The following is a 12,841-nucleotide window of genomic DNA, read 5'->3' as shown; positions in this document are numbered from 1 at the left end:
CTTCAGAACTCCGTCGAAAAGGCCGTCCACAAGGCAACTCCCAACGTCAGCGTCTCTGTAGGCGGGGTTGGATTCTCCAGCGGCTCGGCCCACGCATCCAGTAGCGGCGCCAACGGCGCGATCGCGATCGGTGCCGACAGCACAGCCACGGCCAAAGACGGCGTCGGCAACACCGTCGTTGTCGTGGGCCATTCGAGCAACGGCACCGCGGCCAACGGAAACTTCAATCGCGTGGTGATCGTCGGCGACAACAACGATGTGTTCGCCGGGAATGGCAACGGCAACACCGTGACCGTCAAGGGAAACAAGAACATCGTGCGGGCCGGCAACGGCGACAACAACTCCGCGAAGGTCGTGGGCGACGAGAACGCCCCGGTTCTCGCCGGGTGCGCGAAGTACCACGCCGGCAGCTACGGCGCCTGCGACGCCACGACGCACGGCAACGACGGCAACGACGGCAACACCATCAAGGTTGTTGGCGACAAGAACCAGACAGTGATCGCGGGCGGCATCGACAACTCCGAAGCCGGCATTGCCTACGTCCCAGGAAGCGGGAACACCATCGCCGTCAAAGGCGACGAGAACCAGCCGGTCTACGCCGGTGCGGGCAACGGGAACCAGATCACCGTCGAGGGCAACAAGAACTCCGTGCAAGCTGCCAGCGGCGACAACAACACGACCCACGTCACCGGCGATTCGAACACCGTATTCACCCTCGGCGAGTACGCGGAAAACGGCCCCGCCCGCGCCAGCAACAACCAAGTGACGGTCACCGGCGACTCGAACACCGTGAACGCGTTCCGCGGCAACGACAATCAGGTGGCGATCGACGGCGATGCGAACAAGGCCCTCAGCAACTACGCCGACGGCAACCAGGTGACGGAGACCGGGGATACGAACAGCGCCACCCTGATCAATCTCGACGATACGACCGTGACGCTGACCGGCGGGCAGACCTATCCCTAGTCGGAGTCGGGGTGGTCCCGCAGGAACGTGACGATCGCCGCGGCGAGCTCTTCCCCGGCATCCTCCTGCAGAAAATGGCCGGCGTCGGTGATCACCGGGTGTTCGATGCCCTGGGCGCCGCGCATCTCGCGGCGAAAGATACCTGCCATCGCACCGGTGATCGGATCGCTGTCGCTGAACGCGACCAGCATCGGAGTTTCACTGGCCGACAATGCCTTCCACGCAGACTTGTTGGCGGCGGCGGCCGGGTCGTCGGGTGTGGTGGGCACCAGGCCCGGCATCGCGCGGGGTCCCGCGCAGTACGTGTCGTCGGGGAACGGGGCGTCGTAGGCGGCCCGGACCGCGTCGCTGACCGGGCGGCGACAACCGGCGGCGACGAACCGCCCCACGTCGATGGTCGGCAGGTTCTGGATCGCGATGCGGAACTGCCACCAGATCTCGGGCATCGGGATGTCGCCCGTCGGCAGGCCGGTGTTGGCAACGACGATGTGGGCGAACCGATCCGGATGCTCGGCAGCCAACCGTAACCCGATCAACCCGCCCCAGTCCTGCCCGACCAGCGTCACCCCCGTCAAGTCGAGCACGTCGAAGGCCAGGGCCCGCATCCACTCCACATGCCGGGCGTAGCTGTGGTTGTCGATGCGGGCCGGTTTGTCCGACCGGCCGAAGCCCACCAGATCGGGGCAGATCACGCGGTGCCCCGCCGCAGTGAGCACCGGGATCATGCGACGGTACAAAAACGACCACGATGGTTCCCCATGCAACAACAGCACCGGGTCGGCGTCGGGCGGCCCCTCGTCGATCCAGGCCACCCGCAGCACCCCTCCGTCTCCATCGGAGATCTCGGAATATTTTGGGGTGTAAGGGAAATCGGGGAGATCGCGGAAGCGGTCCTCGGGTGTGCGCAAGGTCTGCATGATGCCGAACCTACGACCGTTGCCCGTGCCGGGCCAGACAATTCGTCCAATCCCTCGCCGCTACCGACACCTGACTCCATACTGCACAGGTATGGTCCGCCATCGTCGACGGACCGCATACCTGGAGGAGAACAGTGGTGAAACGTGGGTTCGTAGTAGCCGTCGGGGGCGCGGCGGTCATCATCGCCGGCTTGTCGGGCTGTTCGTCGAGTGAAAAGAAATCGGAATCAGGCGGTTCGTCGGCGACAGCATCGCAGACGGCCACCGTGTCCGCTCCGGGCGGCGGTGCCACCGCCACCACCGGGACAGGCACCGCCAAGGTCACCATCGACGGCAAGGACCATGCAGTCCAGGGTTCGGTGGTGTGCGCGACGGTGGCCAACACCGTCACCCTGGCCATCGGGCAGGCGCCGACGGGCGTCAGCGCCACGCTCACTCCGGGTGATCCGCCGACCGTCACCACGTTGGCGCTGGGCAACATCGACGGCGTGTCCCTCGGCTATACGCCCGGCGTGCCCGGCGGCAGCGCCGAGGCCACCAAGGACGGAAACACCTACACGATCAAGGGCAACGCCACCGGGATGGACATGGCCAACCCGACGGCCGGAGCCGTCACCAAGTCCTACGAAGTGGAGATCACCTGCCCTTGACGACCGCACACGAGGGTGGACCCGGCGGCTGTTCGGCGTGCCGAGCGGCCCGGGCTCACCCTCGAACCCGACGGCATGTGATGTGCTTGGTCCATGGCGGCCAAGCGGATTCTGTGTTTCGGTGACTCACTGACCTGGGGCTGGGTGCCCGTCGCGGACGGCGCACCCACGGAACGGTTCGCCCGTCACGTCCGCTGGACAGGTGTGCTGGCCGACCGGCTCGGTGCGGACTACGAGGTGATCGAAGAGGGGCTCAGCGCCCGCACCACCAACGTCGACGACCCGACCGACCCGCGGCTCAACGGCGCCGCCTACCTGCCGTCGTGCCTGGCGGCACACCTGCCGCTGGACCTGGTCGTCATCATGCTCGGCACCAACGACACCAAGGCGTACTTCCGGCGCGAGCCCCTGGACATCGCGCTGGGTATGTCGGTGCTGGCGACGCAGGTGCTGACCAGCGCCGGTGGAGTGGGCACGGTCTATCCCGCGCCGCAGGTACTGGTGGTCGCGCCGCCGCCGCTGGCACCCATGCCACACCCGTGGTTCGAGCTGATCTTCGAAGGCGGGCAACGTAAGTCGGCCGAACTCGCCAGGGTCTACAGCGCTCTCGCGTCGTTCATGAAGATCCCGTTCTTCGACGCGGGTTCGGTGCTGACCACGCAGGGGGTCGACGGGATCCACTTCACCGAGGCCAACAATCATGACCTCGGGGTGGCTCTCAGCGAGCAGGTCCGCGCGCTGGTGCCGGCATGACTCGACGCATCCTGAGCGTGCTCGCGCTGGTTGCTCTGCTGCTGGGCATCGTCAGTTGCTCGTCGACTCCCAAGCCCGCCGACGTCTTCGCCTCCTTCGCAGATGCCCTGCAGCGCAAGGACGCGCACGCCGCCGCCGAACAGACCAGTGACCCGGCCACGGCTGAAAAGACGATCGCCGCGATGTTCAACGGCATGGGCGATCAGGCCAAGCTGGCCGTCGGCTCGTCACCCACGGACGGCCAGGAGAACGGTTTCACGCTGAAATACCAATGGTCCTGGGGTGAGGGGCACGACTTCGCATACGACACCACAGGATCGGCCGCCAAGTCCGGCGACAACTGGCGCATCACCTGGTCCTCCGCGCTGCTGCACCGTGATCTGAAAGATGGCCTGAGTTTTCAGTACAGCCAGGACAGCGAGCTACAGACACCCGTGCTCGATCGGACCGGTCAGCCATTGATGAGCTGGCAGACCGTCGGAGTCATCAATCTGGAGCGCACCCATCCGGAATCGGCAGCTGCCCTGGCCGGGCTGCTCAACCAGTTCGACCCGACCACCACACCGGATTCCATTACCGCACAGCTCAACGGCACGCAGGACGACCGCGTCACCGTGATCAAGTTGCGCGAAGACGATCTCGGCAAGGTCCGCGATCAGCTCACGCCCATCCCCGGCGTCACGATCGTCGAACAGGGCCAGTTGCTCACGGCCAACCGGGAACTGGACTCTCCGGCGATCGGTGGCCTTGAGCAGATCTGGCACGACCGCATCACCCGATCCGCGGGGTGGTCGGTCTACCTCGTCGACGCCAAAGGCGCGCCGGCCCAGCGGTTGATCTCCACCCCACCGGCCCCGACCGACCCGGTGAAGACCGCGCTGGACATGCGGCTGCAGTTGCTCGCCCAGCGCGCCGTCGCAGGTGAGTCCCGGCCCGCCGTGCTGATAGCAATGTCGAGTTCGACCGGCGGCATCCTGGCCGCGGCGCAGAACGCGGCCGCCGATCCGCAAGGGGCGATCGTGTTTTCCGGGTTGTACCCGCCCGGTTCGACGTTCAAGACCATCACCACGGCGGCTGCGCTCAAGGCCAATCTCGTGACACCGCAGACCCCGGTCGCCTGCCCAGGGCAGGTGACCATCGAAAACCGCACCATCCCGAACGAGGACAATTTCGATCTGGGGACGGTGCCACTGAGCTCGGCGTTCGCGCATTCCTGCAACACCAGCATGGCGGCGCTGGCCGACAAGCTGCCCGCCGACGCCCTGACCAACACCGCACGCGATTTCGGCATCGGTGTGGACTTCACGGTGCCGGGGCTCACGACCGTGACCGGCAAGGTTCCCACCGCCGACACCGCGGCGCAGCGGGTCGAAAACGGTATCGGGCAAGGCACCGTGACGGTCAGCCCGTTCGGACTCGCGGTCGCCGAGGCCAGCCTGGCGCATGGTTCGACGATCGTGCCGACCCTGGTCGACGGCGAGAAGACCACTGCCGACAAACCGTCGGTGCCGTTGTCGCCCAACGTGGTTGACGCGCTGCGTGCGATGATGCGCCAGACGGTGACCGAGGGCACCGCCGCCGAACTCAGCGATATCCCCGACCTCGGCGGCAAGACCGGTACGGCCGAGTTCGGCGACAATACCCACTCGCACGGTTGGTTCGCCGGCATCGTCGGCGACATCGCGTTCGCGACGCTGATCGTCGGTGGCGATTCGTCGGCTCCGGCCGTCACACTCACCGGCGAATTCCTCCGGCCGGCGCTGGCCAATACCGGCTAGCACTACCGCGGGAATGGCTGTATTCGGTACCCGGGGTTGGGTGTCAGCAGCGACGACACCGAAGTGCTGCAGAGACAGGATTTAGTCATCGCCGACACAGGCGACCAGCACCGAGGAGACCATCATGAAGAACCCGATGAAGTTCATCGCCGCCGCACTGGCCGCCGCCGCGATCGGCGGAACGGTCGCCCTGGCTCCCATCGCAGCAGCCGCCGAAACCCAGACCACCAACACCGCCAGCGGCGCCAGCCCGCTGGTGCCCTACGGCACCAACCCCGACGTCCCGTTCCGGCTGGGCTACGTCGACTCCAACCACGACGAGGCCAACACCACGACCAACAACGTGGATCTGCCGTTCTGATCTGTCAGCTTCGCGATGCGGTGGCGTACAGATGCACCAGACCTGACGCCACCGCGAACCGCGGACCGTGTATTCCGTCGATGTTGGCCCGCCCCACCACCACCGGGACCATCCGCAGGGATTCGCCCACCGTCCGCAACAATTCGTCGTCGAGTGCCCCGCCGCCAGCCAATACCAGTGCCGCAGGCGGTTTTTCGAATGCGGTGAGGCAGCGCGCGATGTTCGCGGCGACCGTCTCCTGTTTGATCGCCAGGCGCAGGCTGCGCCACTCCTCGGCGGCCAGCCTGTTCGAGAACGGGACCAGGCCGGCGCTGCCCCGCGTGCACAACCGCCCGATGGCATCGGCAGGCGCCGGGTTGTCGAGAAACACCCGCCTGCCGTCTTCTTCGTGCGCGACGTGCGGCCCCTCCACCCGCAGCGCCGGGGTCCGCTTCACCCGCTCGGCCAGCGCCCGCGGGATGTTGAGCATCCGGGCCACGGCGACGGTGATGGTCTCCCCCGCTCCCGCTGCGGTCACCGTCCGGTCGGCACCGACCAGATCGATCGTGCCGCCACCGATGTCGCACACCACAGAGTCCGGCGGCAGCCCGGGCGTCGTACGTGCCCCGCGTGCCGCGGCCTCCGGTTCGCTCGCGATGGTGTACGCCGGACGTCCCGTCAGCTCCTGCAGGGTGGCCGCCGCGTCGGCGACGTGGTCGGCGGCCAGCAATGCCACGACCGTGCCGCGGGCGTCGGCGACCCCGCGGCGCAGCCACGCACCGTTGTCCAACGCCGACAGATCGGTGAAAAAGGCGTCGTCGACCGTGATTTCGTGGTCGGCGGTGGGGATCGAACGCAACCGGATCCGCAGCGGAGCTCCTGGCGGGTCGCGCCGCAGGATGCTGTGCGCCTGCGCGGGCGAGTAGCGGACCGGCCTGCCGTCGACGGTGAATTCGACGTAGTCGTCGTCGACGGCCGGCGGCTCGGGCGGCGCCGTGCGGCCGGTAACCGCGATCGCGGGGGCGTCGGCGAGTTCACGAGTGAATTCGGCGATATCGGGCAGTTGCTCATGCCCCAGTTCCAGGGCGGCGCACAGCGCGATCGGATCGGCGAGGGCCCGGTAGGCCCGCCCCTCGGGCACCACCTCCACGGCGACCAGCGCTCCTGGCGCGAGCCCGGCGACGTCGACCTCGTCGACCACCGGAATGTCGATCGGGATGCGGTTGGCGATCAGCACCGCGTCGTCCTGTGCGGCGACCACGCCGGTCACCGACCATCCGTCCGCGAGCGCCGCGGTGATGGCGGCGGCGGCGACCTCGAAATCGGTGTCCCCGTCGACGGATACGATGACCGGGCCCGCCGCGGCGGGGCCGGACAGCGCTGCCAGCGGGACATGGCGGCCGACGGCGAATCCGCTGCCCGCGGGCGTGCTGGCGTCCGGCTTGCGCAGGCTGCGCACCGGCGAGCGGGGCGACGACGCGGGTGGCAGCGGAGCGGTGTCGGTGTCCACCGGGCGGATCGCCGACAGGACGAGCACGTCCGCACACGCTCCCGCGTCGACCTCGATCCGGTGCAGCAGGGCCGCTGCCCCGTCGAGCGAATCGCGGGATCCCTTGCGGCCCCGGGTCGGTGCCTGCCCGTGCCCGACGGGCTGCACGGCGCCATCGTCGGCACCGGTATCCACGCGGGCGAGCACGATCTCGGTGGTGTGGTTGCCGATATCGATACCCGCGACGATCACCGCAGCAGACCCCGGCGGGCGTAGACCACGGCGGCCTGACGCACCAGTTCGGCACAACGGGCAGCGCCACGTGCGGCCAACGAGGCCTGCAGCGCGTCGAGTTCCGCGGCGGTGGAGCGGTACGGGCGCAGCGCCTCGTAGAGCCCCATCACCTCCTCGTCGTCGATGATGGCCAATTCGGCTGCGCGCCGGAAGTTCTCGGCGAGTTGGGGGTTGCCGTCCTGCTCAGCGACCGCGGCCTGGTGGGCCAGCACGGCCGGGTCCATCCGCAGATCCGCCAGGTCCAGCTTGCCGTCGACGGCCGCGGCGACGGTGAACTTCTCGCTCATGCTCGCGTCACCTCCACCGTCACGGGGCCCTGGCCCGGTTCGCTGGCCTCACGCTCCAGCGCGACGAGCGCCACCGCCCGCGCGTGGTAGCGCGCCGATATGGACTCGTCGGTGCCGCCGGTGAGGATCGGTATGGGCGCCATGCCCTTGGCGTGTCGGGCCGCGTTGCGGCCGAGTTCACGGTAATTGCGGGCGGTCAGCAGCGGGGCGACACTGAACAGCTCGAGGTTGGCCAGCGGCGCCAGGTCACGCCGGTGGATCAGCGCAGTCCCCTTGCCCTGCAATCCGATTCCGATGCCCGACCCGGACAGTTTGGCCGCGGTCAACCCGATCAGGCCGACGTCGATGGTCGAGCGCACGCGGACGAACCGCGGCACGCATCCTTCTTCCTCGAGTCCCGCGGAGATCTGCCGGATCACCTCACCGATGGTCAGCCCGCACAGGGTCAGCCAGACGCTGCGGCCCAACGCCGGGGACAGGCCGATGCACACCTCGCGCGGGTCGCGGCCTTGGCGGGCCGGTTCCACGTCGGTGACGAGGAGGTGCCCGGCGTGTTCGGCCTGGTCGGCGGTCAACTCTGCGGTGCTGCGTTGCTGGCGGATGTCGTCGATCTCGGCACGGCGCTCCTCGCTCAGGGTGTACCCGGTACCCGGGCCCGCGTAGTCGTTGGGGTCGGTGATCTTGGACAGCACCCGGAACTGGTCGTCGAAGATCGCCGAGGTCTGTAACTGGTCGCCCTGCAGACGTTCTCGCGTCAACCGCATGATCGCCTCGGCTTCTTCGCCGAATCCGGTGCGGTGCAGCGAGGCCACCACGTCGAACACCGTGAGCTGCTTGGCCTCGATGGCGGCCGCCGCCTCGGCGACGGCCTTCGGGTCACCGGGCGGCAGATCGCGGGATCCGTTGGCGGCCACCACCTCGTCGATGTGGCTGTCGTCGAAGTCGGCCAGGCCGAGGTCGCGGTACACCGCCTGCACGGCCCGCGCCGCGCGGCGGCGCACCCGGGCCAGATGCTCGGCAGGGACGGTCCGCAGCCCGCCGTCGGAACCCCAGTCCCGTTGCAGGACAAGGAAATCGTCCATGTCATCGGAGTTGAAGTTGGACAGCGCGAACGCGTTGTCGTAGCGCGGGATCGAGCCGAACCCGGAGAAGATGAAGTCCGCGCCGGCCAGCAGCACCGGCAGGGTGTGCGCGCTACGGCGGATGTCGGACTCGGAGATCAGGTTGTCATTGCCCGCACACGATTCCAGGTCGCGCATCATCACCATGAGGTTCTCGGCGAGCAGCTCCTTCATGCCCTCGGGCACCGAGGCCACCACCCCGACCCCGTCGATGCCGCCGTTCTGCACGCCTTGTGAGCCCAGCGCGCGGGCCAGCGACACGCACCGCGATTCCAGGTACAGGATCGAGCACTTCTCCGCCGCCCCCATGAGCACCTCGGCACCGCCACCGCTGGTGACCCGCATCTTCAATCCGCGTGACGCGTAGGCGCTCGTGAGGATGGCCTTGGAGAACGGGGTGTCGTCGCCGTCGACGAACACCTGCTCGGTGCCGTAGATGGAGATGGTCTCGGCGTAACTGGTGAGCCCGCGCAGCCCCAGCCGCAGTTCCAGCGCCTCCTCGATGGAGCACTGCGCCATCGCGCCGGGTGTCCCGACCTGCGAACCGATCAGCAGCGCAACGGCATTCGACGGTGCGTCGCCGAGCACCGGAACCGTTGTCTCGACCTCACGGAACCCGTATGCCACCGCGCTGGCCGCATCGGCCGCGATCAGCAGCGGGTCGTCGAGCTGGTTGGTGACGTGCGCCTGATTGCTCGGCGTGCGGCGGGCACGCATCTTGGCCATCGCCATCTGCATCTCGACCGGAGTCATCACCGCGATCACCCGCGCCAACTTGGCCGGGGTGGTGCCGCCGATCAGCCGGACCACCTCCGCGCGCGGCACGCCGGGGTCGACGGCCATGCGCGCGAGCGCGACGTCGGGACATGCCATCGCCTCGGCGGCGACGTCGAGATCCAGCCCGTAGCGGGCGATGAACTCATCGATGACGTCGAAGTCGGCGGCGGCCTTGCCGTCCAACTCGACGACCTGTCCGTCTCTCACGACCAGCGACGGCTCCGGGTCGTTGGGGCTGCTCATCGCGGCCAGGCCCAGATCCGGGTTGGTGACACTGAAACCGTCGAGGTTGACCGGTTTCGCGTCGAGAATCCGCATCCGGCCCAGGGTCACACCATCGCCATCCGTCACGGCAACCATTTTGCGTGACTTGCGGTTTTTGGTCTACCCAATACGCGTTTTTGGTGTCACACGCCGGTGGCGACCTCGAGAGCCTTGAGCGAGTCCTCCAGATGACTGAGCATCCGCTGCAGATGCGGCACACTGCGCCGGCAGCCGACCAGACCGAAGTCCAGATTGTCGCCGTTGTTGGCCAGGGTGATGTTCATGGCCTGGCCGTCCAGCGCGATGGACAGCGGATAGTTGCCGTCGAGCCGGGCCCCCTTCCAGTACAGCGGATGCCGCGGCCCCGGGACGTTGGAGATGACGAGGTTGAACGGCGGGGCGGTGGCCTTGACAAAGCCCGGTACCGCGGCCAGGCCGAGCGGCGCGATCATCAACGCGGACAACGCCAATGCCTGCACCCGGGGCAGTTCGGAGAAGATCTGCTTGTTGCCGCGCATCGACTCGCTGATGATGGTGAGCCGCTCGGCGGGATTGTCGCGATCGGTGGCGAGGTTGCACAGGATGGACCCGACCAGGTTGCCACCGGCATCGGCCTCGTTTTCCGAGCGCAGGCTGACCGGGACCATCGCGATCAACGGCCGGTCCGGCAGTGCGCCCTGCTCAAGCAGATACGCCCGCAGCGCACCGGCGCACATGCCGAGCACCACGTCGTTGACGGTGACGCCACTGGCCTCCTTGACCCGCTTGAACCGCTCCAGCGGCCACGACTGCGCGGCCACCCGGCGCGCACCGCCGATCTTGACGTTGAACATCGTCTTCGGCGCGGCGAACGGCAACGTGAGCTGCTGTTCGAGCAACGCGGCACGCGCCAGTTTCACCGTCGACGGCGCGATCCCGACGGCGGCGCCTGCCGCATCGGTCACGGTGCGCAGCAGCGACGGGCTCTGGTGCTGGCGCTCGCGCTTCTTGCGCGGCAGGTCCCACGGCACCCGCACCTCGGTGTCGTGCGGATCCTCCGACAGCGTGCGCATGATCAGCTTGAGTGCCGACACACCGTCGATCAACGAGTGGTGCAGCTTGGTGTACACCGCGAACCGGCCGTCGGCGAGCCCCTCGATCAAATGGGCCTCCCACAGCGGACGATGCCGATCCAGCAGGCCGCTGTGCAGCCGCGAAGTCAGTTCGAGCAGGTCACGCACCCGGCCCGGCGACGGCAGCGCCGAGCGGCGCAGGTGGTAGTCGAGGTCGACGTCGTTGTCGTAGGTCCAGCCGACGTTGGCGATGCCGCCGAGGATGGTGGCCGGGTGTTTGCGGAACACAGGCTGAAAGTCGGTGTGCGCGACCATCTCCTCGTACAGCTCGCGGACAAATTCGGAGCTCGCGCCGGCCGGTGGCTCATAGAGCGCCAGACCACCGACATGGAACGGGTGCTCCCGCGTCTCGGCGATGAGAAACATCGAATCGGTCGGCGACATCAACTCCATGTGCCCATTGAACGCTTCGGCGCGCACCGGCAAGGGAAAACCGGAGCGTCAGTACAACGTCGTCTCGTAGTGCTCGTTTGTGATGTCGATGAGCCCGCTCACGTCGATTCCCATGGCGGTGGCCATCTCACCCATCTCGGCGCCGATCGCGCAGTAGAAGTTTGCACCGCCCAGGAGTGCATCGGCCAGCCCTGGATCGGGGTTCCACATGCGCGAGCGGATCAGCGCCTTGCCGCATTGGTAGAACACTTCCTGGACACGGACGATCGTGGCGAGCACCGCGGGCTTGCCGTCGGCCGCGAGCATCTCGAGCAGATCGGGATCGTCGGTGACGAAAGCATCACCGTTGACCCGCAGCACCTCGCGGACGCCCGGAACCAGGAACAGCACTCCGATGCCAGGGCGCTCGACCAGGTTTCGGAACGTGTCGATGGCCTTGTTGCCCGGCCGGTCGGGAATCGCCAGGGTCCGCGAGTCGAGAATCTTGACCGAACCGGGCGGGTCGCCCTTCGGGCTCGCATCGACCTGCCCGGCGTCGTTGACTGTCGCGACGACGTAGAAGGTGCTGTGTGCGATGAACCGCCGGGCGAACTCGCCGAGGCTCGAGGTCTTCTTCTCCTCGATGAATTTCGGTGGGTAGCCGATGATTTCGCGGATGCGGGACAGATCGATGGGCTGGTAGCCGTCAGCTGCGGTGTGATCCACGTCAGATGTCCAATTCCAGCCGGGGCCCGACAGCACGGGACACGCAGATGAACATGCGGTCATTGGCGGCGCGTTCCCGCTCGTCGAGGATGTCGTCGCGGTGGTCGGGCGTTCCGTCGAGCACCGCGGTCTCACATGTGCCGCACAGTCCCTCGCGACACGATGCCGTGACCGGCACACCCGCGCCGACGAGCGCGTCGAGGATGCTTTGCCCCGGCGGCACTGTGACGGTCTTGGCCGAACGGGCACAACGGACGTCGAATTCGGTGTCGGGACGCGTCGGCTTCGGTCGCGATGCGAACCGTTCGATGTGCAGCGCGCCGGGCGGCCAGTGCGTCATGCGCTCGGCGATGGCGGTCAAGAGTGTTTCGGGTCCGCACGCGTACACGCCGGTGCCCACCCGCGGTTCCGACAGCAGATCATCCAGCGGAATGCGGCCGCACCGATCACTCACATAGCACTCGACTACGCCACCGAGCTCCGCCAGCTCGCCCGTGAACGCCATCCCGGCCGCACTCGACCCCGCGTAGAGCAGTCGCCACGGCTTGCCTCGCTCGGCGGTCTCCCGCACCATCGCCAGGATCGGGGTGATACCGATGCCCCCGGCGATGAAGAGGTAGCGGTCGTGCTCTCGGAGCGGAAAGTTGTTGCGGGGACCTCGAATTGCGAGATTCTGACCGGGGCGGAGAAATGCGTGGACGTATTCCGAACCGCCGCGGCTGCGGACCTGGCGCCGTACCGCGATGCGGTAGGTGTCGCGGTCGTCGGGCGACCCGCACAACGAGTACTGCCGGGTGATGCCCGTGGGCAGCACGATATCGACGTGTGCGCCCGGCGCCCACGCCGGCCACGGCAATCCGTCCGGTCGGGTCAGCGACACCGACACGACGCCGTCGGCCTCGAGCCGCAGCTGTCTGACGACCGCTGGTTGATCGGCCACTCCCACACCCATAGCCCACCTCTCTTGAACAAGGATCAAGACCCACTATCCACTA

Annotated in this window: 13 protein-coding genes; 5 read left to right on the top strand and 8 right to left on the bottom strand. The window is 67.6% G+C overall.

Annotated features, from left to right (window positions below):
• Positions 1-2: 2 nt before the first annotated feature.
• Positions 3-227, bottom strand: a complete 225-nt coding sequence (locus tag BTO20_RS39140) for a hypothetical protein (protein WP_157680125.1) — start codon at positions 225-227, stop codon at positions 3-5.
• Between the two features lie 4 nt (positions 228-231).
• Between BTO20_RS39140 and BTO20_RS02840 the strand changes: the two genes are divergently transcribed.
• Positions 232-966, top strand: coding sequence for a hypothetical protein (locus BTO20_RS02840; protein WP_157680124.1), 735 nt, complete (start codon positions 232-234; stop codon positions 964-966).
• Here the strand turns inward: BTO20_RS02840 and BTO20_RS02835 are convergent.
• Positions 963-1,883: a haloalkane dehalogenase gene (locus tag BTO20_RS02835; protein ID WP_087073198.1), complete on the bottom strand. Its 921-nt coding sequence runs from the start codon at positions 1,881-1,883 to the stop codon at positions 963-965. The genes BTO20_RS02840 and BTO20_RS02835 overlap by 4 nt on opposite strands.
• Positions 1,884-2,020: 137 nt before the next feature.
• Here BTO20_RS02835 and BTO20_RS02830 point away from each other — a divergent pair, with 137 nt between their 5' ends.
• The 4 genes from BTO20_RS02830 to BTO20_RS02815 all read left to right on the top strand — a co-directional run bounded on the left by BTO20_RS02830 (position 2,021) and on the right by BTO20_RS02815 (position 5,425).
• Positions 2,021-2,533 carry a lipoprotein LpqH gene (locus BTO20_RS02830; RefSeq protein ID WP_087081533.1) on the top strand — a complete coding sequence of 171 codons (513 nt, stop codon included), beginning with the start codon at positions 2,021-2,023 and terminating at the stop codon, positions 2,531-2,533.
• A gap of 93 nt (positions 2,534-2,626) precedes the next feature.
• Positions 2,627-3,286 (top strand): SGNH/GDSL hydrolase family protein, encoded by a 660-nt coding sequence (locus tag BTO20_RS02825; RefSeq protein ID WP_087073196.1) that lies wholly within the window; start codon positions 2,627-2,629, stop codon positions 3,284-3,286.
• Positions 3,283-5,064, top strand: a complete 1,782-nt coding sequence (locus BTO20_RS02820; protein ID WP_087073194.1) for a penicillin-binding transpeptidase domain-containing protein — start codon at positions 3,283-3,285, stop codon at positions 5,062-5,064. The genes BTO20_RS02825 and BTO20_RS02820 overlap by 4 nt, the downstream gene beginning before the upstream one ends.
• Before the next feature lie 124 nt (positions 5,065-5,188).
• Positions 5,189-5,425, top strand: coding sequence for a hypothetical protein (locus tag BTO20_RS02815; protein ID WP_087073192.1), 237 nt, complete (start codon positions 5,189-5,191; stop codon positions 5,423-5,425).
• Between the two features lie 4 nt (positions 5,426-5,429).
• Here BTO20_RS02815 and BTO20_RS02810 read toward each other — a convergent pair whose 3' ends face one another.
• The 6 genes from BTO20_RS02810 to BTO20_RS02785 form a co-directional block, all read right to left on the bottom strand.
• Positions 5,430-7,142 (bottom strand): diol dehydratase reactivase ATPase-like domain-containing protein, encoded by a 1,713-nt coding sequence (locus BTO20_RS02810; protein WP_198344449.1) that lies wholly within the window; start codon positions 7,140-7,142, stop codon positions 5,430-5,432.
• Positions 7,142-7,474, bottom strand: a complete 333-nt coding sequence (locus tag BTO20_RS02805; RefSeq protein ID WP_087073188.1) for a diol dehydratase small subunit — start codon at positions 7,472-7,474, stop codon at positions 7,142-7,144. The genes BTO20_RS02810 and BTO20_RS02805 overlap by 1 nt, the downstream gene beginning before the upstream one ends.
• Positions 7,471-9,690 carry a propanediol/glycerol family dehydratase large subunit gene (locus tag BTO20_RS02800; RefSeq protein WP_087073186.1) on the bottom strand — a complete coding sequence of 740 codons (2,220 nt, stop codon included), beginning with the start codon at positions 9,688-9,690 and terminating at the stop codon, positions 7,471-7,473. The genes BTO20_RS02805 and BTO20_RS02800 overlap by 4 nt, the downstream gene beginning before the upstream one ends.
• A gap of 89 nt (positions 9,691-9,779) precedes the next feature.
• Entirely contained in the window at positions 9,780-11,141 is a 1,362-nt protein-coding gene (locus BTO20_RS02795; protein WP_087081531.1) for a WS/DGAT/MGAT family O-acyltransferase, read from the bottom strand.
• Between the two features lie 48 nt (positions 11,142-11,189).
• On the bottom strand, positions 11,190-11,846 hold the full coding sequence (locus BTO20_RS02790; protein WP_232491021.1) for an MSMEG_1061 family FMN-dependent PPOX-type flavoprotein: 657 nt from the start codon (positions 11,844-11,846) through the stop codon (positions 11,190-11,192).
• Between the two features lies 1 nt (position 11,847).
• A complete protein-coding gene (locus BTO20_RS02785) occupies positions 11,848-12,798 on the bottom strand; it encodes a PDR/VanB family oxidoreductase (protein WP_087073182.1) in 951 nt (316 codons plus the stop codon).
• Between the last annotated feature and the right edge of the window lie 43 nt (positions 12,799-12,841).

The sequence above is a fragment of the Mycobacterium dioxanotrophicus genome, assembly GCF_002157835.1.
Lineage (GTDB): Bacteria > Actinomycetota > Actinomycetes > Mycobacteriales > Mycobacteriaceae > Mycobacterium > Mycobacterium dioxanotrophicus.
This window is presented reverse-complemented; position numbering and strand designations above follow the sequence as displayed.